The sequence below is a fragment of the Bradyrhizobium sp. SK17 genome (assembly GCF_002831585.1).
Lineage (GTDB): Bacteria > Pseudomonadota > Alphaproteobacteria > Rhizobiales > Xanthobacteraceae > Bradyrhizobium.
In genome coordinates this window covers 7484700-7508618 of record NZ_CP025113.1, presented here as the reverse complement: position 1 = coordinate 7508618, position 23919 = coordinate 7484700, and the positions used below count along the sequence as shown (strand labels likewise).

21 protein-coding genes are annotated in these 23919 nt (G+C 64.3%); 12 read left to right on the top strand and 9 right to left on the bottom strand.

The genetic code is table 11. From position 1 onward, the window contains the following. Positions 1 to 16 precede the first annotated feature (16 nt). The 4 genes from CWS35_RS34850 to CWS35_RS34835 form a co-directional block, all read right to left on the bottom strand. On the bottom strand, positions 17 to 340 hold the full coding sequence (locus CWS35_RS34850) for a non-heme iron oxygenase ferredoxin subunit (protein WP_100955641.1): 324 nt from the start codon (positions 338 to 340) through the stop codon (positions 17 to 19). A gap of 8 nt (positions 341 to 348) precedes the next feature. Further along, positions 349 to 867, bottom strand: coding sequence for an aromatic-ring-hydroxylating dioxygenase subunit beta (locus tag CWS35_RS34845; protein WP_245438786.1), 519 nt, complete (start codon positions 865 to 867; stop codon positions 349 to 351). Further along, positions 864 to 2237 carry an SRPBCC family protein gene (locus CWS35_RS34840; RefSeq protein ID WP_100956927.1) on the bottom strand — a complete coding sequence of 458 codons (1374 nt, stop codon included), beginning with the start codon at positions 2235 to 2237 and terminating at the stop codon, positions 864 to 866. The genes CWS35_RS34845 and CWS35_RS34840 overlap by 4 nt, the downstream gene beginning before the upstream one ends. A gap of 198 nt (positions 2238 to 2435) precedes the next feature. Then, positions 2436 to 3332: a LysR family transcriptional regulator gene (locus CWS35_RS34835; RefSeq protein WP_100955640.1), complete on the bottom strand. Its 897-nt coding sequence runs from the start codon at positions 3330 to 3332 to the stop codon at positions 2436 to 2438. 109 nt (positions 3333 to 3441) lie between these two features. On the opposite strand from CWS35_RS34835, the gene CWS35_RS34830 reads away from it, so the two are divergent. From CWS35_RS34830 to ilvA, 5 genes are all read left to right on the top strand, one after another. After that, positions 3442 to 5061, top strand: coding sequence for an FAD-dependent monooxygenase (locus CWS35_RS34830; RefSeq protein ID WP_100955639.1), 1620 nt, complete (start codon positions 3442 to 3444; stop codon positions 5059 to 5061). Positions 5062 to 5072: 11 nt separating this feature from the next. Then, complete coding sequence (locus CWS35_RS34825; RefSeq protein WP_100955638.1) at positions 5073 to 5864, top strand: alpha/beta fold hydrolase; 792 nt, start codon at positions 5073 to 5075, stop codon at positions 5862 to 5864. Between the two features lie 18 nt (positions 5865 to 5882). Next, the gene (locus CWS35_RS34820) at positions 5883 to 7289 is read left to right on the top strand and encodes an MFS transporter (protein ID WP_100955637.1); all 1407 of its coding nucleotides are present in this window, start codon (positions 5883 to 5885) and stop codon (positions 7287 to 7289) included. An 18-nt stretch (positions 7290 to 7307) separates the two neighbouring features. Next, positions 7308 to 8498, top strand: coding sequence for a Xaa-Pro peptidase family protein (locus tag CWS35_RS34815; RefSeq protein WP_100955636.1), 1191 nt, complete (start codon positions 7308 to 7310; stop codon positions 8496 to 8498). A gap of 364 nt (positions 8499 to 8862) precedes the next feature. Further along, positions 8863 to 10404, top strand: coding sequence for a threonine ammonia-lyase, biosynthetic (gene ilvA / locus CWS35_RS34810; RefSeq protein ID WP_100955635.1), 1542 nt, complete (start codon positions 8863 to 8865; stop codon positions 10402 to 10404). A 71-nt stretch (positions 10405 to 10475) separates the two neighbouring features. On the opposite strand, the gene CWS35_RS34805 is transcribed toward ilvA, so the two are convergent. The 5 genes from CWS35_RS34805 to CWS35_RS34785 all read right to left on the bottom strand — a co-directional run bounded on the left by CWS35_RS34805 (position 10476) and on the right by CWS35_RS34785 (position 15722). Further along, positions 10476 to 11903: an adenylate/guanylate cyclase domain-containing protein gene (locus tag CWS35_RS34805; protein WP_245438785.1), complete on the bottom strand. Its 1428-nt coding sequence runs from the start codon at positions 11901 to 11903 to the stop codon at positions 10476 to 10478. A gap of 113 nt (positions 11904 to 12016) precedes the next feature. Continuing rightward, a complete protein-coding gene (locus tag CWS35_RS34800; RefSeq protein WP_100955633.1) occupies positions 12017 to 12853 on the bottom strand; it encodes a TIGR01459 family HAD-type hydrolase in 837 nt (278 codons plus the stop codon). Positions 12854 to 12952: 99 nt separating this feature from the next. Next, entirely contained in the window at positions 12953 to 13630 is a 678-nt protein-coding gene (locus CWS35_RS34795) for a class II aldolase/adducin family protein (RefSeq protein WP_100955632.1), read from the bottom strand. 31 nt (positions 13631 to 13661) lie between these two features. Beyond that, positions 13662 to 14387 carry an SDR family oxidoreductase gene (locus CWS35_RS34790; protein ID WP_100955631.1) on the bottom strand — a complete coding sequence of 242 codons (726 nt, stop codon included), beginning with the start codon at positions 14385 to 14387 and terminating at the stop codon, positions 13662 to 13664. A gap of 15 nt (positions 14388 to 14402) precedes the next feature. Further along, complete coding sequence (locus CWS35_RS34785; RefSeq protein WP_100956925.1) at positions 14403 to 15722, bottom strand: sn-glycerol-1-phosphate dehydrogenase; 1320 nt, start codon at positions 15720 to 15722, stop codon at positions 14403 to 14405. Between the two features lie 121 nt (positions 15723 to 15843). Between CWS35_RS34785 and CWS35_RS34780 the strand changes: the two genes are divergently transcribed. The 7 genes from CWS35_RS34780 (at position 15844) to CWS35_RS34750 (ending at position 23910) form a co-directional block, all read left to right on the top strand. Continuing rightward, positions 15844 to 16911, top strand: coding sequence for a sugar-binding transcriptional regulator (locus CWS35_RS34780; protein WP_157817310.1), 1068 nt, complete (start codon positions 15844 to 15846; stop codon positions 16909 to 16911). A gap of 67 nt (positions 16912 to 16978) precedes the next feature. Continuing rightward, positions 16979 to 17920: a carbohydrate ABC transporter permease gene (locus CWS35_RS34775; RefSeq protein ID WP_100955629.1), complete on the top strand. Its 942-nt coding sequence runs from the start codon at positions 16979 to 16981 to the stop codon at positions 17918 to 17920. After that, a complete protein-coding gene (locus tag CWS35_RS34770) occupies positions 17920 to 18810 on the top strand; it encodes a carbohydrate ABC transporter permease (protein WP_100955628.1) in 891 nt (296 codons plus the stop codon). Before CWS35_RS34775 ends, CWS35_RS34770 begins: the two co-directional genes overlap by 1 nt. Positions 18811 to 18859: 49 nt before the next feature. Continuing rightward, positions 18860 to 20389, top strand: a complete 1530-nt coding sequence (locus CWS35_RS34765; protein ID WP_100955627.1) for an ABC transporter substrate-binding protein — start codon at positions 18860 to 18862, stop codon at positions 20387 to 20389. A 66-nt stretch (positions 20390 to 20455) separates the two neighbouring features. Further along, positions 20456 to 21985, top strand: coding sequence for an FGGY-family carbohydrate kinase (locus CWS35_RS34760; protein ID WP_100955626.1), 1530 nt, complete (start codon positions 20456 to 20458; stop codon positions 21983 to 21985). Continuing rightward, positions 21982 to 22785 carry an HAD-IIB family hydrolase gene (locus CWS35_RS34755; protein ID WP_024579822.1) on the top strand — a complete coding sequence of 268 codons (804 nt, stop codon included), beginning with the start codon at positions 21982 to 21984 and terminating at the stop codon, positions 22783 to 22785. The genes CWS35_RS34760 and CWS35_RS34755 overlap by 4 nt, the downstream gene beginning before the upstream one ends. 15 nt (positions 22786 to 22800) lie before the next feature. After that, positions 22801 to 23910: an ABC transporter ATP-binding protein gene (locus tag CWS35_RS34750; RefSeq protein WP_100955625.1), complete on the top strand. Its 1110-nt coding sequence runs from the start codon at positions 22801 to 22803 to the stop codon at positions 23908 to 23910. Positions 23911 to 23919: the final 9 nt, after the last annotated feature.

Genomic DNA, 23919 nt, shown 5'->3' with positions numbered 1-23919 from the left:
ATTATTGATCGTCGCCCTACGCGGGCAGGCAGACCTCGAGCCGGTCGCCTGCGACGCGGATCGGATAGGTCTGGATGTCGATCTCGACCGGACTGGTCAGTGCCTCGCCGGTCCTTATGTCGAAGCGGCCCATATGCAGCGGGCATTCGATCTCGCAGCCGTCCAGGATGCCGTCCGACAACAGCGCCTCCGCGTGGGTGCAGATGTTGCTTGTCGCGTAATACTCCGTGCCGACGCGATAGAGCGCGATGTGGTGGCCGGCGATTTCGATGCCATGTGGCTCGCCTTCGGTCAGCGCGCCGACTGCGGCGGCTTCGTGCCAGGTTCCTTGATCCGTCATGGGCCTTCTCAGATGCTGTAGAAATCGAGCACGGTCGGGATGCGGTCATTGACCAGCGTGATGACCTTGCGCGTGATCGTCCAGGTTTCGCCGTCGCGTCTCAGCGTGTGCTCATAGCGGCCATGGCGCAGATGCTCCTTGGCCACGCGCGGGTCGTAGACATGGACCGAGAACACCGAGTGGCAGGTGATCTGCCCGGGACCGGTCGCGGACGCTTCCAGGTTCGAGATCTGGTGCACCGTGCGCGGCAGCGGCAGTGCGGTGATCGACTTGCGCGACTCGATGCGCGCGATCCGCTCCTCCAGCCCGCGTCGCGCATCGTGATAGAGCAACGAGACCTGCGTCCCGGGATCGTTGGTGGTGGTGTATTCGTCGAGCCATGCCGGCACCCAGAACACGGCATCTTCGCTGTACATCGCCACCCAATCGGCCCATTCGCCGGTGTCGAGCAGCCGGGCCTCGCGGAAGATGGTCGCGGCTGCGACCGCTTCGGCATCGGCTTGCCTGATTGTGTCACGTGCTATCACGCCGTCTCCCCTGCGGCGCGCTGCAGCAGCCTGCGCCATTCGCGATAGCCGGGATGGAAGTTCGTCTCGCCGCCAAAATTCGGAGCGCCGAACGACCATTCGGACGGGGTGACGCCGAGCTCGCGCGTATACGGGCTCTCGCCGTGGCCGACGTCAGCGACGCCGCGCAGATAGCCTTGCGTCGGCGCGGCGGTGGTGGCCTCATAGCCGGTCTGGCAGAATTCATACATCACGTTGTCGTCGGAGCTCGCGAGCCCCGAGGCGTTGAAGAAATCTTCGTAGTTGCGGATGCGCAGCGTGCGGGCCGCGGCGCTCTCGCCGACCGGTGCGAGGCAGTGCGACACCATCTCGGTCTTGTCGGGCGCCAGCGGCCGCCAGGTGCGAACCTGCGCCGACAGGATGTCGATGACTTGCAGGTTCGGAAAAATCGTGAGGTTGCGCTGACGCAGCATCCATTTGGCACGGGTGCTGCCGACCCGCTGCCGTACGGCGTCGAGACGCGCCGGATCCATGCCGAGCGGCCGGCCGTAGAGCTGCGTGCGCTTGATCGACCAGTTGACCGCGTGGCCATAGTCGAAACTGAAGCTGCCTTGCCCTTCCTGCTCGCCGTCCGGCTCCGCGGTGAATCCGGCGTCCGGACCGGCGGTGGCGTTGCGCTTCTTCAGGATGTCGACATAGGAGCTGTGGGTGGTCGCGAAATGATAATAGTCGAGGCCGTTCTCGAACTGCAGCTTCCAGTTTCCGTCGAACGTGTAGGTGCTGGCGCCGGGCACGAGCTCGACTTCGCCGCTGTCGCTCTGATCGACGATGAGGTCGAGGAAGGCGCGGGTGTCGCCGAGGAAGTCCTCCAGCGGCGGAACGTCGGCCGAGAGGCTCGCGAACAGGAAGCCGCGATAGCAGCCAAGCCGGGCGACCGGCAGAAGATCGTGATTCTGGTTCGAGAACGACGGCGGATACTGCCCGCCTGCCTGCTCCGTCACCGAGATGTTGCGCCCGCTCGAATCGTAGGCCCAGCCGTGATAGCGGCAGACGTGAAACTTCTGCCGTCCCTGCTTGAAGGGGCAGACGATGGTGCCGCGATGCCGGCAGGTGTTGAGGAATGCCCCGACCTTGCCCTCGGCGCTCCGCATCACCAGGATCGGGTGCCGGCCGATATGGGTGGTGACGAAGTCGTTGGGTTTGGCGATCTGGGACTCCAGGCCGATGAAGTTCCAGGTGGCCTCGAAGACATGGCGCAACTCGGCTTCGAATATCTCGGGATCGGTGAAGATCCGGCGATCGACCTCGAAGATGCGCTCGCTCGGGCGGTCGTCAATGAGCCGGGAAATCTCCCGCAGCCTTGCCGCGTGGTTCTGCGAAGCAGCGTCCATCATGTCCTCCCTTCGAGCAACCGTCGGCGACGCACAGCGCCGCCCGCGGTGCCATTGCGGGTTCACGGCTCGCGCCTTCCTCGGCGGGAGCAGCCGGCTTGATCGCCAATCTTGGAATGTCTCTATAGTTGTCATGACAACTATGGTCAAGACGGTCGCGGATCAGATGGCCGAGCCGGGACGCGCGGCGAGCGCTGTTCAGCTCTTGCGCGCCGGGACGGTCAGGATGATGCCGTCATCGATCAGTGAGCTGCAGATCGTCTTCAATGCGGCGATTGCTTCACGCGTTGCCCTGCTGACCGGCCGGCCGCGCGGCAGTGCGAGCACGCGTTCGGCGCGCATCCACGGCAACAGCGCCGCCGACAGCGCGCCGGCAGCCACTTCCTGGTGAATTCCCGAGAACGGCAGCAAGGCATAGCCGAGGCCCAGCGCCACCATGCGCTTCATCGGCGTGCTGTTGTCGACCCGTACCGCGGAGAGCGTCGTCGACGGGAACGGGTTGCGGCTGAGCGGGCCCACGGCGGACGGCAGGGCATCGAACTCCCTGCGGGTCAGCCTGCCGCGTTTCAGCAGCGGATCGCGCGGCGGCCCGATCAGGAACACCTGCTCGAACATCAACATCTCATAGTCGAGATGATCATTGGGAGGCGGCGTCGTCACGATCGCCAGATCGAGCTCGCCCCGTAACAGGCGTTCGGACGCGCTCTCGGTCAGGCCTTCGTTCAATTCCAGCCGCACGCGCGGAAACTGCTTCACGAATGTCTGGGCGAGCGGCGGGTAGAGGATGTCGCCGAGGCTCGGCGGCGCACCGATCCGCACCGTACCGCTCGGCTCGCGGTTCTCCGTGCGCACCTCGGCCTTGATGTCGTCGATCGTGCCGAGCAGCCAGCGTCCGCGCGCGAGGAGCACCTTGCCGGACTCCGTGACCGAGACGCCGCGCGCGCCGCGTTCGAGCAAGGCGCCGCCCAACTCGGCCTCCAGTTCCTTGACGTGACGGCTGAGCGCGGACTGCGCGACATTCAGTGTGCTGGCCGCGGCGGCAAAGCCGCCACGCTCGGCGACAGCGACGAAATAACGGATCTGCCGCAGGTCCATGACGGGCACCCCATCTCAGTTCGAGATAGATACCATATCAAACATATTCTTGTGAGATACCAAAAAGAGCGCAGTCTCTCCGCAACGATCAAACGGAGGGGAGACGAGGATGGGCATCGCGACCGAGGAGGCACGCCAGACATCCGTATTCATCGCCGGCGGCGGGCCGGTGGGCCTGGCGATGTCCTTGCTGCTCGACCGCTTCGGCATCGACTGCGTGGTGGTCGAGAAAAGCCCGACGACGACGGATCATCCGAAGTCGCGAGGCTGCTGGGTCCGCACCATGGAGATCTTCCGGCAGTGGGGCATCGAGCAGGCGATCCGCGAGCGCGGCTTGCAGGACAACTCCGACATGTTCGTGTTCCTCGACAGCATTGCGGGTCACGAATTCGGCCGCACCCGTCCCGAACCGAATGTCGGTCATACCCCGGCCTGGAAGAGCCTGGTCGCGCAGGACGCCGTCGAAGAGGAAATCCTGCGGGTGGTCGAGAAGTCCGAGCATGCCACGGTTCTGTTCAACACGTCCTGTGAATCGTTCGAGGAGACCAACAGCGGCGTCAGCATCACGACGCGTTGCGAAAAGACCGGCGAGGTCACGCATTGGACCGCGACTTATCTGATCGCCGCCGATGGCGCCGGCAGCCAGACGCGGCGAAATGCCGGGATCGACATGGTCGGACCGTCGACGCTGGCGGTGATGTCCAACGAATACTGGCGCGCCGATCTGTCGCGGCTGCCGATCGCGCGCGAGGCCGCCGGCTTCATCATCGTCCCGGACACGCCCGATCTGCCGCGCGCCGGCATCCTGAACACGAATGGCAGGGATCGCTGGCTGACCGTGACGCAGATCGGCCTGACCAAGGACGATCGCGAGCGGCCGTGGACCGATCAGGAGTTCATCGAGATCGCGCGCGGTCATGTCGGCATTCCCGATCTCGATGTCGCGCTTTTGAACCGTTCGATCTGGCGCGTCAGCATGCAGGTCGCCGAGACCTTTCGAAAGGGCCGGGTATTTCTCGTCGGCGACTGCGCGCATCGCTTTCCACCGACCGGCGGATTCGGCCTGAACTCCGGCGTTCAGGACGCGCATAATCTCGCCTGGAAGCTCGCCTTCGTGCTGAAGGGCATGGCGGATGAAAAGCTGCTCGACAGCTATTCCAGCGAACGCCGCCCGATCGCGCAGTCGAATGCCAATTTCAGCTACGGCAACCGGCTGCGCTTCGGGTTGACCGACGATGCCGTCCGCTCGCGCAATCCGGACCGGATCAAGTTCTGGATCAACGATATGGACAATCACCTGCACAGCATCGGTCAGAACCTCGGTCACAATTACGAGGAGGGCGCGGTGATCCCCGATGGCACCGTCGCGAAGGCGTTGAACTCCCGCTACTACACGCCGACCGATCGTCCCGGCGCGCGCTTCCCGCATATGTGGCTCGAGCCTTCGCGCAAGACGTCGACGCTCGACTGGTTCGACAAGGAGTTCACCGTCGTCACCGGGCCGCTCGGCGGCGAGTGGCTGGAGGCGGGAAGGCAGGTGTCGGAGAAGACCCGCTTGCCGCTGTCGCTGAAGCAGCTGCCGTCGGCCGACCCGGCGGATGGATTCCAGCTCGGCATGCGCGGCGCCGTGCTGGTGCGCCCCGATGGCCACGTGGCGTGGCGGATGCCGTGGCTGCCGTCGGATCCGGCCAAGGAACTGGCCGGCGCGCTCTCGACGCTGCTGCATTGACGGAGGCACCGATGCAATCGTTCGAATCCAACGGCATCGTCACGGCATATGAGAAGTCGGGACGAGGTGAACCGATCGTGCTGCTGCATGGCGGCGAGGCCGATCACTCGATGTTCGACGGCCTCGCCCGCGAGTTGGCGGCGCATTTCACCGTGATCGCCTATGACCAGCGCGATTCCGGCGGCACCAGGAATCCGCCGTCGTCCTATTCGCTGGCCGATCTGGCCGACGATGCCGCGGCCTTGATCCTGGGGCTTGGTTACGATCGCGTCCACGTCTTCGGCACTTCACTGGGCGGATTGATCGCGCAAGTGCTGGCGGCGCGGCACCCCGGCCGGATCGATCGCCTGGTCCTGAGCAGCACCTGGAAGGTCAACAAGAGCCCGCTTGACGTCAACGCGGACGTCTTCCGCACGCTGGCGTCGTACCGCGGCGACACCATCACCAACGCGCCGAAGATCGCCGAGTACTTCTTCCCACCGGATTACCTGCGTGCCCGGCCCGAACTAATCGAGATCTTCCGTGGCTCGACTCGTGACGATGGCCAGAAGGCGCGGCGTGGCGCCCTGCTGGCGCAGCCGGTCGTCGCCGACCTGGCAGGCTTCGATCGCCCGACGCTGCTGCTGGTCGGCGGCGACGACCGGCTGATCCCGAACGCAGAGACATTCGCGCTCGGCCGCGATCTTGCCCACGTCGAAACCAGGACGATCGCAAACGTGGGCCACGTCGCCTCGATCCAGGCGCCCGAACGGGTGGTGAAAGCGGTGACGGCATTCCTGAATTCAAAAAAGAAGGCGGCTTGATAACAACAGGGGGAGACCATGACTGAGCAGGCGAGCGCCGTGCCGTTCGACGAAGCGCCGGTGACGACGCGCTATTGGCTATCGATCATCATTTTCGCGATCACCGGCGTGGTCGATTTCTTCGATTTCTTTGTGGTCGGATTCCTGGTTTCGGTGCTGGCGCCGACATGGCACCTGACGTTCGGGCAAACCTCGATCATGCTGATGAGCGCCGGTATCGGCGCGATGCTGGGCGCGTTCGCGGCGGGAGTCCTCGCGGACCGTTTCGGGCGCAAGCCGCTGGCGATATCGGGCGTCATGCTCTGCGGCCTCACCTCGGGCGCCATCGCGTTCATTCCGGAAGACGGTTGGGTTGCGTTTGCGATCCTGCGCTTCTTCGTGGGCTTCGGTCTTGCCGCGGGCGCCGCGGCAGCGGTTCCCGCGATCGTCGAATTCGCTCCGACCCGTCATCGCACGCTGGTCACGAGCCTCGTGGTGGTGCCGGTCGCCTTCGGCGTGCTTGCGGCGTCGGTCACCGCAAGCTTCCTGCTGCCGCTGGTCGGCTGGCGCGGATTGGCGGCGGTCGGCTTCCTGCCTATCATCCTCGCAATTCTGACCATGATCATCATGCCGGAATCGCCGCGCTGGCTGATCAGCAAGGGCCGCGTGCGCGAGGCGCAGGCGAGCATCCGGAAACTCTATCAGGTCGGCGGCGGCGAGTTCGTGCTGCCGACGCTGCCGCCGGCCAACCCGGCGACATTCGCGGATCTCTTTGCCGAGCAGCGGCGCTTCTGGCTGACGGTTCTGGTCTGGTTCGGCGCCAGCACGGCGAACTACGGCGTCTTCCTGTGGGGACCGACGATCGTGGCGCTGCTGCTCGGCGTCGCGCCGCAGGAGGCGGCCAAGATGTTCATCTATGTCAGCCTCGCCGGCGTGCTCGGCCGGACCGGCTTTGCCTTTCTGGCGCATCGGATCGGCCGCAAGCCGTGCGGCCAGTTGATGGGCTATGGCACCGCGATCTCGCTGGCGCTCGCCGCGTACTTTCACAATGACTTTGCCGGTTCGGTGCCGCTTTTTCTGGTGTTCCTGATCATCGGCGCCGTGTTCTTCGACGGCGGGTTCTCCAACATCGGGCCCTATCCCGCGGAGATCTTTCCGGTCCAGCTTTCGGGACGCGCAGTCGGGCTTGCCCAGCTCTCGAACGGGGTCGGCAAGATCGTCGGCCCATTGTGCCTCGCGCTGATCGCGGGTGCGGACAATCTGGTGCATCCGAGCGCGACCGCCGCGGCGGTGATGCCGGCGTTCTGCTTTCTTGCCGGCGCGGGCCTGTTGATCGGGCTCGCCTTCACGTTCCTCGGCGTCGAGCCGCACGGACGACCGGTGGCTCTGTTTGGCGAGAACGCAGGCACCGCACCGAAGCCGCTGGCCGCAAAAACGGCAACTTGAAAGACGGAAGGTCAATCCATGGACAATGCGCACGACACGATCGCAGCCGCAGCGCCGTTCGATACCGCGAAGCTCGACCGGCTGATGGACGAGGCAGGACTCGACGTGCTGATCGCGACCTCGCGGCATAACGTACAATACCTGCTCGGCGGCTATCGCTTCTTTTTCTTCGATGTCATGGAGGCGATCGGCACGAGCCGCTATCTGCCGGTGTTCGTCTATCAGAAGGGACATCCGGAAAACGCGATCTACATCGGCAACCGCATGGAGAAGTTCGAGCACGATCTCGGACGGATGTGGACGCCGCTGGTCAGGACGGGCAGCTGGGGAACGATCGATGCGATGGACCTCGCGATCGATCATGTGCGGCAACTCGGGACTGCGGCAAAGCGCGTCGGTATCGAGGCGAGCTTCCTGCCGGCCGATGCCAGGGATCATCTGTGCGCCGGGCTCGACGGTGTCGAACTACGCGAAGCCCATTTCACCTTCGAGCGGCTTCGCGCAGTAAAATCTCCCGCCGAACTCGATCTCATCAGGGAAGCCTCTGAACGGGTGGTCGATGCGATGCTGGCGACGTTCAGGAGCTGTGTGCCAGGCATGACCAAGCACGATATTGTCGCTCGTCTGCGCCAAGAGGAACATGCGCGAGATCTGGTGTTCGAATACTGCCTGATTGCCGGCGGCAACAGCCATAACCGCGCGCCGTCAAACCAACGCCTTGCGGAGGGCGACGTGATCTCGATCGATTCCGGCGGAAACTACCGCGGCTATATCGGCGACCTCAGCCGCATGGGCGTGCTGGGTGAGCCCGACAGCGAGCTGCGCGAGTTGCTGCAGGAGGTCGAGGACATCCAGCAGGCGGCGCGGCGCGTGATCCGGCCGGGCGCGATGGGTGGTGACATCATCGCGGCGGGCGAGGCCGCCGTCGCAACTTCACCGCACCGCGCCGTGCTTGACTATACCGCGCACGGGATTGGCCTGGTCAGCCACGAAGCCCCGCGCCTGACCGCGACCGGCCCGGTGCCCTACGCGCCATATGACGCCGACCGGCCGCTCGAGCCGGGGATGGTGATTTCGATCGAGACCGCGCTGCTGCATCCGGCGCGTGGCTACATCAAGCTCGAGGACACGCTGATCGTCTCCGAAACGGGCTGGGAAGCGCCGGGCGACCATGGCCGGGATTGGAATTCATCGAAACTCGTGGCGTGAACCGGTCCACGCCGGGGCGGCATGGCGGATGGCCGCGGCGCTGGAGGCGCTCGATGCTCGATTTCGGAATATTCGAAACATACCCCTGATTTGCCCGACGTGTCAAGTTGCCCGTCGGCAGCCAGCTGCTTTGCATGGGGTTGTTTTCGATATTTTGGCAGCGCCTCCCGCGACGACCCGGATGACTTCATTTGCGCCCGGCCAGGCGATTGATCCGGTGGTCTTTGCTTCACTCGCGCCTCCGGTCATGCGATGCTTCGACCTGGATGCAGCGGCAGTTTCGTACCGTCTGCTCGCGAGGTCGGCGCCGACGATGGGCAGGTGCAACCGATAAGGATTGCCTCCCATCGACAGAAGCGACCCGATGACCGCAAGCGCACTCCGCGACTACGCCCAAAGCATCCTGACCGCCCGCGTCTACGACGTTGCGGTCGAGACGCCGCTCGATCCGATGCCGCGGCTGACGGAGCGCCTGTCACGGACGGTGTTGTTGAAGCGGGAGGATTTGCAGCCGATCTTCTCGTTCAAGATCCGCGGTGCCTACAACAAGATCGTCAGGCTGCCGGATGCGCAGCGAAGGCTGGGGGTGATCTGCGCATCGGCCGGCAATCATGCCCAGGGCGTGGCGCTGTCGGCGCGCAAGCTCGGTATTCCCGCAACGATCGTGATGCCGCGGACGACACCCGCGATCAAGGTTGAAGCCGTGCGGCGCTTGGGCGGCGATGTTGTCCTGCATGGCGACGCGTTCGACGACGCACAAGCCAAGGCCCGGGAGATCGAGGTCGCCCGCGGCCTGACCTTCGTGCATCCGTTCGACGATCCCGATGTGATCGCCGGCCAGGGCACCGTCGGGATGGAGATCCTGCGGCAGCATCCCGATCCGATCGAGGCGATCTTCGTGCCGATCGGCGGCGGCGGTCTGGCGGCAGGCGTGGCTGCGTTCGTGAAGTTCCTCAATCCCTCGATCAAGGTCGTCGGCGTCGAGCCGGCGGACGCCGCGTCGATGGCGGCGGCGCTCGCCAAGGGCGACCTCGTCGCGCTGGATCAGGTCGGATTGTTCGCCGACGGCGTCGCGGTGCGCAAGGTGGGTTCGGAGACGTTCCGGCTCTGCCGCGACATGCTCGACGAGGTGATCACGGTGGACACCGACGCCATGTGCGCGGCGATCAAGGACATCTTCGACGACATGCGATCGGTTGCCGAGCCGTCCGGAGCGTTGGCGCTTGCCGGGCTGAAGGCTTATGCCGAGCGCGGCGCGCTGAGCGAGGGCAGCCTGATCGCCGTCAACAGCGGGGCCAATCTGAATTTCGACCGGCTCCGCACCATCGCCGATCGCGCCGAGGTCGGCGAGCATCGCGAGGCGCTGCTGGCGGTGACCGTACCGGAGAAGCCTGGCAGCTATCGGCACTTCATCCGCATCCTCGGCTCGCGGGCCATCACTGAATTCAACTACCGCTTTGCCGAGACCACCGCGCCGGCGCAACTCTTCGTCGGCATCGCCTTGAGCCGCGGCGAGGCCGAGAAGCGGGAGGTGATGGAGTTGCTGCGTCGCGAAGGCTATCCGATCCTCGATCTCAGCGAGAACGAGATGGCCAAGGACCATGTGCGCTACATGGTGGGCGGCCGCGCGCCGCTGCTCAAGGACGAGGTGATCTATCGCTTCGAGTTTCCAGAGCGCCCGGGTGCGCTGCTGAAATTCCTCGAGAGTCTGGCGCCGGATTGGAACATCTCGCTGTTCCACTACCGAAACCACGGCGCCGACTACGGACGCATCCTGGCGGGGATCGAAGTCAAGCCGCAGGAGCGCGCCCGGTTCGTTCAGGCGCTGGATGCGCTCGGCTATCCCTACTGGAATGAGAGCGAAAACCCGGCCTATCGCCTGTTCCTCTCCGCCGAGGGGGGGTGATGCGCCGGCTGCGTTTCGAACGTCTGGTTGGCTTATCCAGCAGCGGCTCCGAAGAATGACGAGATTCCGGATCATGCCCTGGCCAGATGATAGACCGGCATCGCCTTGCTGACGCCCTTGAGCTCGGCCTCACTCCTTGTCACCGGGTATGGCGCGATGATCTCGGCCACTTCAGGTGCGCGGTGAACGTCCTCGGTGATGCAGATCTCGTCGCCATCGGCGAGGTTCTGCACCCGTGCGGCGATATTCACCGTCTGGCCGAAATAATCGAGCCGCTCGTTGAGCGTGACCGCGATCGAGGCGCCGCGATGCACGCCGATCTTGAGGATGAAATCACGCTGCGAACGGTCGCGATTGAGTTCATCGACCGCCTCGCGCATCTCCAACGCCGCCTGCACCGCGTCCGCCGCGGTCGAAAACGCCGCCATCACGGCGTCGCCAATCGTCTTGGTAACGGCGCCATTGTGCCGGACCGTGACGTCGAGGAGGTGCTGGAAGTGCCGCTGTACCTGGATGTAGGCGTTGAGGTCGCCGATCCGCTCATAGAGCGCGGTCGAGCCCTTGAGATCGGTGAACACCAGCGTCACGTCGAGAACCGCGATGCCTTCGGTCGCGCTGATCACCTCCGAGCGGAAGAAATCGCGGAAGGTTTGGGTCATCAGCAGCCGCTTGCCGGACAGATATGCCGGGAAACGAAGTTTTGGGCGCTCAGAGGCCTCCGCCGGAAGCTGCAGGATGCCGAACACCACCGGCAGCTTTCCGGCGTTGTGAACCTCGAACACCACCTTGCCCGGTGCGATGCTTGCGGCAGTGGCTGTGCAACTACCGTGGTCGAGCGTAACCGGCACGCCGGGAAGCGTTGTGCCTACTCCCTCCGTCACCGGAAAAAGGAACTGGGCGTCGCTGTCGAAATCCTGGCCGAACAGCGCGCCTTCGGTGGCGTCGACCTCGAGGCTTGCGGTCGAACCCGGTTCGATGCGGGTGAGCGCCCGCACCAGGCCTTTGGCGGTCTCGTTCCACGGCACCCCGTCCGGCATGAGGCCGCCCAACGTCAGCTTGTAGTGGAAAACGTAATCCCAGGCAGAAAGCGCCTCCGGCTTGTGGAAGCGGATGCCGCGCACCGCCGGCGAGACCGTGAACGTCACCGTGATGTAATCGTCAAGCGCAGCGTCGTAATCGCTTTGACAGAGATGGCAGTGGAAATGCGTGTGCAGCTTGCGCAGGCTCCGGAAGCTCTCGACGACGTCGGAGCACATCGGACACACCAGGAGCCAATCCATGTCGAATAGCCCGGCGACGCAGGCATGGAGGAAGAGATCGATCCCCTCTGCCTCCGCAATCGACTTCTCATTGGCGAACTGGATCGGATTGATGCGGTACAGCGCCTCGTCCGGGCCGGAGCGCAGCAGCGTCTCCAGCCGCGAGACGACGCGCGGGCTCCAGGACTTGGCTGCCTCGAGCGCGACCAGGCGCTCTTCGAGTTCTTTCTCGTCGATCATCGTGTGAGACTCGCCACATCCCGGCGTTCCGCCAGACCTGAATACACAATTCATGACGTCGGAGCGAGCCTGTCAGACTGGTATCCCAGCCGGGCGCGAGTCGCGGCTGGCATTCACCACGCGAAGGCCGGGATGACGAAATCCGGGACGCCGTTGGATCGGTCGCACAGACGCAGTAATTGGCACTTTGGCAAATGGCGATAATTCTCGCTTTGGACCTGAAGCGTCGATAGTCCCATCGGTCTTGCGCCGGCCACGTCATGATGCGGGCTGTCGCCCATCACGAGCCGCGCGCCGGGCCGCAATTCGGCGGTTGCGACGGCGTGGGCGAAGATCAGCAGATGCGGCTTGCCGATATACTCGACCGAGCCACCCAGATCCTCGTAGAGCCTCGCGATGGCTCCTGCTGCCGGCACGATCTCGCCATGGCGGATCGTCGCGATATCCGGGTTGATGCAGATCGCCGGCACGTGCGCTCTGGCGGGACTTGCCAGTGCATCTTGATAGGCCCGCAGCGAGACCCGCGGTACGTCGGATCCGGCAAACACCAGAAAGGCGGCGTCTTGCGGTTGGTCGACCAGTTCGAAGTCATCCGACGAAAAGGCATAGTGGTCGTCGGGATCGCCGATCACGCAAACGGCTGCGCCCGCTGCGAAGGGCGGCCCCAATACCCCGCTCTTGACGCATTGCAGGGCCACGTCGCCCGAGCTGACGATGCCGCTCAGGCAAGAGCCGGCAAAACCCAGCGCGTGGAGGTCGGCCCGGTTTGCTGCCGCGCATTTTCCGGAGTTCGTCAGGATGATGATCTTTCGGCCGCAGGCCGTGATCTTCGCCAATCCGTCGATCGTGCGCGGGTAGGCGGCGACGCCGTCGTGCAGCACGCCGTACTGCTCGATCAGGAAGAGGTCGAACTGATCTGCGATCTCGCGTAACCCGGCGATGCGTTTCATGACCGTGCTCCGACCGCGAGCGGTGCCGTGGCCGCAGCTTCTTCCGTCCGGATTCCGATCGGAGCCAAGCTGATCACATGGTGCCTCTCGGCGGCGCCGCTATGCCTGTAAATTTCCGACTGGTGGATCCTGCACGCCGTAACTGCCGAAGGCGGCGGCAGTCTCGCCGATCTGGGCTTCGTTCAACAGCACCGGCCCACCGATTGCCAGCGTCAGATAATATTGCCGGGCGATCGTCTCGAGCTCGACGGCGAGCCACATCGCCTTGTCGAGCGACGCACCCGTGGCGATCATTCCGTGATTGGCGAGCAGGCAGGCCGTGCGGCCTTCGAGCGCGGCGAGCGCATACTCGGACAGCTCCGCCGTGCCGAACCTCGCATAATCGGCGAGACGGACGTTCATGCCGCCGAACGCCGCCATCATGTAGTGGCACGCCGGAATCTCCTTGCGCGCGATCGCCAGCACGGTGGCGTAGGTCGAATGGGTGTGCACAATCCCGCCAACATCCGGCCGGGCCTTCATGATGTCGAGATGGAAGCGCCATTCGGTGGAGGGCTTGAGCGGCCCCTTCCACGATCCGTATTCGCCGTCGATCGGCATCGCGGCGATCATGTCGGGGGTAAGGGAATCGTATGGCGTCGCGGACGGCGAGATCAGCATGGTGTTGCCATGGCGTGCCGAAATGTTGCCGGACGTTCCCTGGTTCAGCCCGGTTGCATTCATCCAGCGGCACTTCGCGATGATCGCCTCGCGCAGCTGAAGTTCGGTGTCGGTCATGATCGGCTCCTGGAAGCGAGCGCAGGCGCGCTTAGTATTTCTGTCGGGTCGGCGTGATGCAGATCTCCTGCACCAGCGCGTTTTGCGGCAGGTTGTAGGCGTCGAGGATCAGCTTCGCGACGTGCTCCGCCCCGATGCCGCCGCCGATCGCTGCCTTGTTCGCCTTGTAGTTCGCGAGCGTGTCCGGATCCCTCACGCCGTCCAGCACCTCGGTCTCGATGATGCCGGGCGAAACGACGAGAACCCGGACGTCGTAGCCGGACAGATATTCACGGAGACTCTCGGAGACCCCGTGCACGAAGAATTTGGTACCGCAATAGACCGTGTGGTCGGGATAGACCTTTCGCCCCGCGATCGAGCTCATCATCACGAGCGTGCCGTGGCGGCGCGCCATCATGCCCGCCATCACGGCATGCACGCTGTTCATGACGCCGTTGACGTTGATCGCTATCATCTCATCCCAGTCGGCCGGATCCTGGTTGCCGATGTCCCCGAGCCTGGCAATGCCGGCATTGGCGAACATCATGTCGACCGGGCCGAACTCTGCCTCGGCGTCCCGCACGGCGGCGGTCAGCGCGGCGCGATCGCGCACATCGACCTTGCGGCAGATCGAACTGGGCAGGCGCATGGCATCCAGCCGTTCGATCCGGCGTGCCATCAGCAGGACGGGATGGCCGGCCTCAGAAAAGGCGCGGGCGGTGGCTTCTCCGATGCCGGAACTGGCACCGGTCACGGCGACGAGCGGCTTTGCAGTCATGTCACGGCCCTCCGATCAATTTTCGCCTTGCGCAAATGCCTCCAGCGTTCCGGCATCCGCGGCAATGTCGAGGAAGGAAAAGCGGTTACGCATCTCCCGACAATGCACGATGGCTTCGCGATAGAAGCCCAGCGGCACGCCGAGCTCGGTTGCCGTCGTGGGACCACCAGCGGCTGACAACAGCCGCTTCATTTCGTGAACCGGAATCGTGAAGGCGGAGAGCTCGCGCCGGAGCTCGGGCCATGCATCCTCCAGCTTGCGGTTGAACGCGATGGCTCCGTCCTGGTCGAACGCCTTCTGCTTCAACTCGGCCTCGCATTGCAGGGCAACTTCCGCGCCGAAACGACGCTTCATGTCGGCCAAATCGATGTGCGTCGCATGAACTGACAGCGGGCGATCTGCGGCGAGCATCTGCTGCTGCAGCCGCGCCATGCTCAATGCCGCGATGCCCACCTGCTGGCCGTGCAGGGAGCCGGGATGACGTGCACCCGCGAAGCAATCGATGTAGTGCGAGATCTGATGCTCGCCCATCGAGCCATGGTGCGAAACGCCGGTAAAGGAGATGCCGAGGCCGCACAGGGTCAGCACGCGATAGAGATATCCCATCGCCTCGATGTCACCCTTTGGCAGATTGCCGGCGCGCTTGTTGAGCTCGATCTCGTCGGCGGCCTGGATCGTGTAAGGCTCCTGGAAATAGGCGGTGCCCAGCAGCCGGTGCGACATCCACCAGTCGGTCTGCGCGACCGAACGGGCGAGGCAATCCGCGAAGCCGGAGGCGGCGAGGTAGGGCGGCGCGGCGGCGGACACCTTGAGGTCGACGAAGAAGCCCGCAGGCGTGTGCGAGGGCAGCGACACCTTCAAGCCACTGTCGAGCGTGAGCGATGCCGTCGACGAGGTGTAGCCGTTCATCGAGGCGGCGGTGGCGAACACGCAATAGCGCCGGTCGTCCAGGCCCGTCACGTATTTGCAGAGGTCGTTGACCGTGCCGGAGCCGACCGCAACGACCGCATCGAACGCGCGCAACTTTTCCGTCAGGCTACGGACCTCGGCCATGTCGGCGTGGGGATGATCGAGCACGACAGTCTCGACCGGACCGAGTTCGCGCAGCGCCTTGGCTACGCGCGCGCCCATTGCCTCATACGTCGCCTCGTCGGCGACCAAAGCAAGGCGATCGCCGAGTTTCAAGGCGGCGACCAGTTCGGCCTCGCGTCCCTCGAGGCTGTCTTCGATCGCGATGGAGTCGTAGGGCACCTTTACCGCTGCACCGGTGAGCGGATTGATCCAGCGGCCTGCCACCAGATCGTCGATCAGCGCGGTCCAGTTGTGCTGTGACATCGGCAAATTCCCGGGCAAGTCCTGCGCCGCAGCATTGCCGTCGCGGCCGATCGTGACATTTGACAAATCGTGATGGCAATTAATCGGGCTGATTGACAATTGTCAATACGATGTGCATTTTGTGAACGACGACGTTGATGCCGGATCGCTGATGACCAAGACGCTGCAACGCCAGGTGACGCCGCCGCGCATCAAGCGCAGGGCGTTGTCGATCCCCGCAGAGTTCGACAGCGATCCTGTCGTATGGGCGGCGTGGCTCTATTACGAAGAGGGCATGACGCAGGAAGAGGTCGCCGATCAACTCGGTGTCTCGCGCGCCTCGGTCGTGAACTTTCTGCAAGAAGCCCGCGACCGCAACATCGTCACGATCGCGGTGTCGTCACGGCATTTGCAGACCATCGGCCTCGCGCGCGAATTGGCCGACGCATATGGCCTCACCAGCTGTCTCGTCGTGCCCGATGACGGCGGCCGTTTGCCGGTGCATGAGCGGATCGGCATGGCCGGCGCGAAGCTTCTGATCGAGCGGCTGCAGCCCGACGATGTGCTCGGCGTATCGTGGGGGCGCACGGTGCAGGCGCTGTCGGCGTCGTTGCCCGAAATGAAGCTTCCGGGCGTGACCGTCGCCCAGATCACCGGTTGCTCGATCGGCACCACGGAATTCTCTCCGGAGCTGTGCACCTCCAATATCGCCAACCGGCTTGGCGCGCGCTGCGTCAACCTGCATGCCCCGGGCATCGTTTCCACCGCCCAGATCAAGCGCCTGTTCATGCAGGAGCCGGCGCTGGTCGAAACCTTCAAGATCATTCGGTCGAGCAACAAGGTGCTGTTCGGCGTCGGCAGCGTCGACGATGCCGGCACCGCGATGCGCAGCGGCTACATGTCGCCCGAGAACATCGCGCCGTATCTGGCGCGTGGCGCCGTCGGCGTGGTCAGTGGACGTTTCATCGGCAGGGAAGGCGAGCCGATCCTCGGCGCACTCGACAACCAGATGATCGGCCTGACGCTCGACGAGATCGCCAACGTGCCGGAGCGCATCTGCATTGCCGGCGGCAGCGACAAGGTCGATGCGGTCTACGCCGCGCTCAACAGCAACTACGCAACAATTCTGGTGACCGACGTGGCAACGGCGCGAGCGCTGGTGCCACGCGCGGCCCGGTCTCCCCGATCCGGAGTATCACGCCGGCCCTGAAACAAGACAGCGAACTGGGCCGAAAGAGCCCGGCGCCGAGAGAAAAGCGATGCGCGAGGAAACGTCAATGGTGTCGCACCATGCGCGGAGTCTGGCTGTCGACGTGCCGGTATCGGGCACGACGCGGCGCAGCGTCTGGCCACGGTTTCTGACCTCGGAACACCCGTTCCCGTGGCTGGCGCCGATCACCGCGCTGCTGCTGGCGTTCGGTGTCTATCCGCTGCTCTATGCGCTGTGGCTCTCGCTCTTCAAGCGCAACCCGGTCACCCGGATGAACGTGTTCAACCCGACCTGGAATTGGGGAAAGCTGTTCGCCGACGATCGGGTGTGGGGTGCGATCGGCCACACCTATATGTACACGATCATCGCGCTGCTGATCGAACTCTGCCTCGGCCTCGCCATCGCGCTGCTGCTCGACAGTGACCGGAAGGGTTACGGATTGCTCCGCGCGCTGATGACGCTGCCCCTGGTGGTGCCGCCCGCGGTCACCGGCATGATGTTCCTGTTGATGCTGGACGGCTCGTTCGGCGTGCTCAGCATGGGGCTGGTGTCGCTCGGGCTGTGGCCGCCGCAATATCCGATCCTCGCTTCCAGCCACTCGGCGCTGGCCGGCGTTCTGCTCGCCGACATCTGGCAGTGGACGCCGTTCATGGTGCTGATCATGCTCGCCGGGCTGCGCGCTCTGCCGAAGGAGCCGTTCGAGGCCGCCGCGATCGACGGAGCAACCCCAAGGCAGGCCTTCTTCCGCCTGACGCTGCCGATGCTGTCCAGGATCATCGCGCTCGCGGTCCTGATCCGCGGCGTCGACCTGTTCCGTATCTATGACTACGTCAAGGTGATGACCGATAGCGGACCAGGCACCGCCACGGAGACGCTGACCTCCTACGCCGGCACCATCTACTTCAAGAATGCCGACTTTCCCTACGCCTCGACGATCTCGCTGTTCACCCTGCTCCTGGTGATCGTCACCTCGACCATCTTCATCAAGCTGTTCAAGGTGCGGTTCTGATGCAGGAAACCTTCTGGCAGAAGCGATTGCGCGACGTGGCCGCTGTGCTCGTGGTCGGCATCTTCATGTTTCCGCTGTTCTGGTGGGCGCTGACCTCGTTCAAGCCGACGTCGGCGATCTTCGACAAGGACGAGATCGTCTGGTTCAACTTCAAGCCGACGCTGGTGAACTATGCCGTGACCATGCTCGGCAAGTCGCGCGCGGAGCTCGCGATCGAATCCGGCAACACGTTTGGCGTGGGTGGCGCAAGCTCCTATGACAGCCGCCAGACCATCATCGATTCGCTGCTGATCGCGGTCGGCGCGACCGCGTTGACCCTGCTGCTGGCGGTGCTGGCGGCCTATGCGCTGTCGCGGATGCGGTTCCGCTGGCGGCAGGCCTATCTGAACTGGATCCTGTCGCAGCGCTTCATGCCGCCGATCGCGATCATCGTGCCGGTCGTCTTCATGTTCCACTACATGTCGCTGCTCGACACCCGGCTCGGGTTGATCCTGGTCGACACGTTGATCAACCTGCCGATCGCCGTCCTGCTGATGAAATCGTTCTACGACGACGTCCCGGTCGACGTCGACGAAGCCGCCATGATCGACGGCGCCACGCGATTGCAGATCTTCTGGCGCGTCGTGCTGCCGATGGTGAAGGGCGGTGTCGCCGCCACCGCCGTGCTCTGCTTCATCTTCTCGTGGACCGAATTCCTGCTGTCGTTGTTCCTGACCAATTCGATCCGCACATTGCCGGTCAAGATCACGACCTTCGTCACCTCGACGGGCTCGGAATGGGGCTTCATCGCGGCGCTCGGCACCACCGCCGTGATCCCGAGCTTCATCTTCATCTTGCTCGTTCAGAAGCAGCTTGTCCGCGGCCTGACCCTCGGATCACTCAAGGAGTAGGCGCGCAGACCGAGACCAGAAAGTCAACAAACGTTGGGAGGAGGTATCAATGAGTTTCAAGAAATTCGACCAGCAGACATTCATCGTCGACAACGCGAACGCATATACCAACCGGCAGATCTCCAAGCGCGAATTCCTGCGCAGGATGGGATTGGCGGGCGTCGGCTTTTCAGCCTTCGGCCTCGGCATGCTCGGCAATCCGCGCGGCCTGCGCCGGGGCAGCGGTTTGATCGGCACCGAGGCCTATGCCGAAGGACTGCCGGACAACCAGGCCAAATGGCTGAAGGACGTCGGCAGCAAGTTCAAGGGCGCCAAGATCCGCTACTCGACCGAATCGACGCCGCCGTCGGTGGTGCTCAACCAGATCAAGAAGGAGTTCACCGATCCGACCGGCATCGAGGTCGAGGTCGAGATCGTGCCGCTCGAGCAGGTGCTCGCCAAGGCGACGCAGGACGTGCAGGGCCAGCTCGGCTCCTACGATCTCTATTATCTCGATCAATCCTGGATCTCGATGTTCCAGCCGGATTGCATCGATCCGGTCGCCTACTACAAGGACAAGCCCGAGCTTGCGATGCCCGATTTCGATTGGGACGATTTCTCCAAGCCGCTGGTCAAGAATGTCGCCCAGGTCGAGGGACAGTGGATGGGCATCCCCTTCGACATTCCGATCTTCACCCTGATGTACCGCAAGGACATCCTGGAGAAGCACAAGATCGCGGTGCCGACCACCTACGAAGACTTCCTGACGGCGGCGCGGCAGATCAGCGAGGCCGAGAAGGGCAACGGAATCTTCGGTACCGGCTTGCAGGCGAAGTCGGGCCACTATTCGCTGGAGTGCGACTGGAGCCAGGCGGTGTGGGGCCATGGCGGCTCGATCTTCAACAAGAACAAGAAATTCTCGGGCAATGACGAGCAGGGCGTTGCCGGATTGAAATGGTACCAGGAGCTCCTGAAGGTGTCGCCGCCGAACTCCACGGCATCGACCTGGGATGGCCAGTTCGAGATGATGCATTCCGGCCAGGTGGCGCTGGTGCAGAGCTGGGACGAATTCTTCCCGGGTCTCGATGCGGACGACTCCAAGGTCAAGGGTCTGTGGGAGCCGGCCAAGCCGCTGACCGCGAAGAAGCTGCGCGCGCCTGCCGATGCCGGCTTCAACGAGCAGCCGAATCTCGGCCATCAGGGCGGCTCGTGCATCTCGCTGTCGAAATACTCCAAGAACAAGGAAGCGGCGTGGATCTTCATGCAGTGGGGTTGCTGCAAGGAGATCATGACACGCTGCACGCTGCTTGGCGGCTTTGCGCCGATGCGGAACTCGTCGTTCGCCGATCCGCGCGTCAAGGCCAAGGCCAAGGTTGGCCCGGGCACGACGCGGCATCTCGAAACGGTGAAATGGGTGATCGACAACGCCATGGCCACCGAGCCGCACATGGCGCTGTGGGCCGGCCTGTCGACCAACGAGATTCCGACCGAGCTCGGCAAGCTGCTCACCGGCCAGGCCTATGGCGGCGATCCGCAGAAATGCATGGACGCCTTGGCGAAGGACATCGACGCCAAGGTAAAGGATGCCGGCCTGCTCTGAGGCCAGCGGTGCAAAAGTTCGCGAAGGCGGCGCAGGTCGCCTTCGCTTCTTTTGAAGCGAGATGGAATGACCCAGGATCTGGTGATCGGTATCGACAGCTCGACCTCCGCGACCAAGGCGATCGCCTGGGACCGGAGCGGCCGTGCCGTCGCGGAGGGGCGCAAGGGCATCGGCCTCGCCAACCCGCATCCGGGATATTTCGAGCAGAACCCGGATGACTGGTGGGATGCGGCGGTGGCCGCGCTGCGCAGCATCACCGATCAGGTCGATGCCAGACGGATCGCCGCCGTGGCGATCTCCAATCAGCGCGAGACCTTCAGCGCGTTCACCGAAGACGGGGCCGCGATCAGGCCCGGCATGACCTGGCTCGACGAGCGCGCGCGCGCCCAGGTCGTTCGGTTCGGACAATCCTTTGGGGCCGAGTGCGTTCATGCCATATCGGGCAAGCCGCTTGACGTTCTGCCGTGCCTCTATCGCATCATCTGGATGGCAGAGCACGAGCCCGAGATCTTTGCCCGCGCGGCGCGGTTCGCCGAAGTCCACGGCTATCTGACGCATTGCCTGACCGGCCAGTGGCGGACGTCGACGGCATCGGCCGATCCGACCGGCTTGCTCGACATGACGAGCGGTGCCTGGTCCGCAGCCATCCTCGATGCCGCGGGCATTGCGATCGAGAAATTGCCAGCGCTGGCCCGGCCCGGCGCCCGGATGGGAGAGGTCACGCACGCGGCGGCCGCTTTCACCGGCCTGTCGGCAGGCACAGCCGTCATCGCCGGGGGTGGTGACGGTCAGTGTGCCAGCACCGGCGCCGGCGTGACGTCTCCGGGAAGCGCCTACATCAATCTGGGTACCGCGGTGGTCTCAGGAAGCTACGGCCGCAACTACGCTTACGACCGCGCGTTTCGTACCGAGAAGGCGGTGTGCGACGATGGCTACATCTACGAGCAGTGCATCCGCACCGGAACGTTTCTGATCGACTGGATGGCGCGGGAGATGCTCGGTGCCGATCCGGCGGCGCAGCGAAACATTTTCAAGGCGCTGGAGGCTGAGGCGGCGGCGTGCCCGATCGGAGCCGGCGGCGTCGTGGTGCTGCCGTATTGGCTCGGTTGCATGACGCCCTATTGGGATCCCTATGCACGTGGCGTGATCGCCGGATTGTCGGGCTCGACCCGGCGCGGCGCGATCTATCGTGCCTTGCTGGAAGGGATCGCGCTCGAGGTCGCCGGCCAGATCGAAAGGATCGTGGCGGTGACCGGAGGCGAGATCAGCCAGCTCGCGGCTATCGGTGGCGGTTCGGACAGCGACCTCTGGCTACAGATCCTGGCCGATGCGTCGGGGCGTCCGGTGTGCCGTTCGCCGGCGCGGGAAGCGTCGTCGCTTGGCGCTGCGATCGCGGCCGCCAAGGGCGCGGGCTGGTACGGCACGATCGCCGAAGCCGCCGCAGCGATGACCAAACCGCCGGCAAGGATATTCCAGCCCGAACCGAGGAATGTTGCGCGTTATGCCGAGTTTCGCGCCATCCATGCCGACCTCTGGCCAAAACTCCTCGACTGGAACGCCCGTCTGGCGGCGTTTGCGGAAGACGTGCCGTCATGAAGCCGATTGCAAGTTTTCCTGACGAGGCCGCCCGCCGTGCCGTCTGCGTGCTGACCGACATCGACGATACGCTGACCACCGATGGTCAGCTTCCTGCGGCTTCCTATGCCGCGCTGGAGCGGTTGCGCGGTGCCGGCCTCGCGGTGGTCCCGGTGACCGGCCGGCCTGCGGGCTGGTGCGACATGATTGCGCGGTTCTGGCCGGTCGACGGCGTGATCGGCGAGAACGGCGCGTTCTATTTCCGGCACGATCCGGTGGCGCGCAAAATGGTTCGCAAGTTCATCGCGACCGAGGCGGAGCGCGCCGCCAATCGCCGCAGATTGCTGGCGCTCGGCGAGCGGATCCTGTCCGAGGTCCCGGGTGCGGCGATCTCCGCCGATCAGCTCTACCGCGAAGCCGATCTTGCGATCGACGTGTGCGAGGACGTGCCGCCGCTGCCGCGCGCCGCCGTCGACAAGATCGTCTATCTGTTCGAGAACGCCGGCGGCATCGCCAAGGTCTCCTCCATCCATGTCAACGGATGGTTCGGCCGCTATGACAAGCTGGCGATGACCCGGATATTTCTGCGCGAAAGGCTCGGCCTCGATCTCGACGAGGCGAGGGATCGTATCGTGTTCTGTGGCGACAGCCCGAACGATGCGCCGATGTTCGGCTTCTTTCCCTACGCCTGCGGCGTCGCGAATGTGCGGGATTTCGAGGGCGCGATGGCCGCGGCTCCAGCCTTCGTTGCCAGCAAGCGGGGTGCCGAAGGCTTCGTCGAGATTGCCGAGCGGATATTGTCGGCGAGGGCAGCCGCATAGCGGGAAGGTCAAGGCATGGCATCGGTCACAATCAGCAACGTGCGCAAGTCCTACGGCGGCTTCGAGGTTCTCCACGGCGTCGATCTCTCCATCGCCAATGGCGAGTTCGTCGTGCTGCTGGGTCCCTCGGGTTGCGGCAAGTCGACCTTGCTGCGGATGGTCGCCGGCCTCGAGGCGATCACCGCGGGCGAGATCAGCATCGGCAACGTCGTGGTCAACGATCTGCATCCGAAGGATCGCAACATCGCGATGGTGTTCCAGAACTACGCGCTCTACGCGCACCTGACCGTGTTCGACAACATGGCGTTCTCGATGCAGCTCAAGAAGCGCCCGAAGGAGGAGATCCGGCGCAAGGTGGAGTGGGCGGCGTCGATCCTCAACCTCACGCCCTATCTCGATCGCCAGCCGCGGCAGCTGTCGGGCGGCCAGCGCCAGCGCGTGGCGATGGGACGTGCGATCGTGCGCGATCCCTCCGTGTTCCTGTTCGACGAGCCCTTGTCCAACCTCGACGCCAAGCTGCGGGTGCAGATGCGCACCGAGATCAAGGAGCTGCATCACAAGCTTGCGACCACCACGATCTATGTCACGCACGACCAGATCGAGGCCATGACGATGGCCGATACGATCGTGGTGCTGCGCGATGGCATGATCGAGCAGATCGGCAAGCCGCTCGAGATCTACGATCGCCCGGCAAATCTGTTTGTCGCCGAGTTCATCGGATCGCCCGCGATGAACTTCCTGTCCGGCGAGGTCGCCGCGGAGGCGGGGCGGCAAGTCGTGCGTGCAAACGGCGTCACGCTCCCGCTGCCGCCCGGCGCGAACGTCGCCGCGGGGCAGGTCGTCAAGTACGGGATTCGGCCCGAGCATCTGCGGCCCGGCACCGGCAGCGAGGGCATCCCCGCCAAGGTTTCCGTGGTCGAGCCGACCGGTCCCGAGATTCACATTTATGCCGATCTCGGCGGGCAGGAGGTCTGCGCCATCACGCAGGATCGCCTTGAGCTGTCGCCGGACGACGTGATCAGGCTGGTGCCGGCGCTCGACAGGATCCGCCTCTTCGATCCCGCGACAGGCAAGGTCATCAATGGCTCCGACGAGTCCAAGCCACGGACCCTGATGCGAGCCTAGCTCGCCGGG

What these genes read in the sequence shown, in the direction of transcription:
- CWS35_RS34820 (WP_100955637.1), top strand. Translation starts at nt 5,883, where the DNA reads ATGACTGAGCAGGCGAGCGCCGTGCCGTTCGACGAAGCGCCGGTGACG.
- CWS35_RS34770 (WP_100955628.1), top strand. Translation starts at nt 17,920, where the DNA reads ATGCAGGAAACCTTCTGGCAGAAGCGATTGCGCGACGTGGCCGCTGTG.
- ilvA (WP_100955635.1), top strand. Translation starts at nt 8,863, where the DNA reads ATGACCGCAAGCGCACTCCGCGACTACGCCCAAAGCATCCTGACCGCC.
- CWS35_RS34805 (WP_245438785.1), bottom strand. Translation starts at nt 11,903, where the DNA reads ATGATCGACGAGAAAGAACTCGAAGAGCGCCTGGTCGCGCTCGAGGCA.
- CWS35_RS34760 (WP_100955626.1), top strand. Translation starts at nt 20,456, where the DNA reads ATGACCCAGGATCTGGTGATCGGTATCGACAGCTCGACCTCCGCGACC.
- CWS35_RS34765 (WP_100955627.1), top strand. Translation starts at nt 18,860, where the DNA reads ATGAGTTTCAAGAAATTCGACCAGCAGACATTCATCGTCGACAACGCG.
- CWS35_RS34850 (WP_100955641.1), bottom strand. Translation starts at nt 340, where the DNA reads ATGACGGATCAAGGAACCTGGCACGAAGCCGCCGCAGTCGGCGCGCTG.
- CWS35_RS34785 (WP_100956925.1), bottom strand. Translation starts at nt 15,722, where the DNA reads ATGTCACAGCACAACTGGACCGCGCTGATCGACGATCTGGTGGCAGGC.
- CWS35_RS34775 (WP_100955629.1), top strand. Translation starts at nt 16,979, where the DNA reads ATGGTGTCGCACCATGCGCGGAGTCTGGCTGTCGACGTGCCGGTATCG.
- CWS35_RS34800 (WP_100955633.1), bottom strand. Translation starts at nt 12,853, where the DNA reads ATGAAACGCATCGCCGGGTTACGCGAGATCGCAGATCAGTTCGACCTC.
- CWS35_RS34750 (WP_100955625.1), top strand. Translation starts at nt 22,801, where the DNA reads ATGGCATCGGTCACAATCAGCAACGTGCGCAAGTCCTACGGCGGCTTC.
- CWS35_RS34830 (WP_100955639.1), top strand. Translation starts at nt 3,442, where the DNA reads ATGGGCATCGCGACCGAGGAGGCACGCCAGACATCCGTATTCATCGCC.
- CWS35_RS34755 (WP_024579822.1), top strand. Translation starts at nt 21,982, where the DNA reads ATGAAGCCGATTGCAAGTTTTCCTGACGAGGCCGCCCGCCGTGCCGTC.
- CWS35_RS34825 (WP_100955638.1), top strand. Translation starts at nt 5,073, where the DNA reads ATGCAATCGTTCGAATCCAACGGCATCGTCACGGCATATGAGAAGTCG.
- CWS35_RS34840 (WP_100956927.1), bottom strand. Translation starts at nt 2,237, where the DNA reads ATGGACGCTGCTTCGCAGAACCACGCGGCAAGGCTGCGGGAGATTTCC.
- CWS35_RS34790 (WP_100955631.1), bottom strand. Translation starts at nt 14,387, where the DNA reads ATGACTGCAAAGCCGCTCGTCGCCGTGACCGGTGCCAGTTCCGGCATC.
- CWS35_RS34795 (WP_100955632.1), bottom strand. Translation starts at nt 13,630, where the DNA reads ATGACCGACACCGAACTTCAGCTGCGCGAGGCGATCATCGCGAAGTGC.
- CWS35_RS34835 (WP_100955640.1), bottom strand. Translation starts at nt 3,332, where the DNA reads ATGGACCTGCGGCAGATCCGTTATTTCGTCGCTGTCGCCGAGCGTGGC.
- CWS35_RS34815 (WP_100955636.1), top strand. Translation starts at nt 7,308, where the DNA reads ATGGACAATGCGCACGACACGATCGCAGCCGCAGCGCCGTTCGATACC.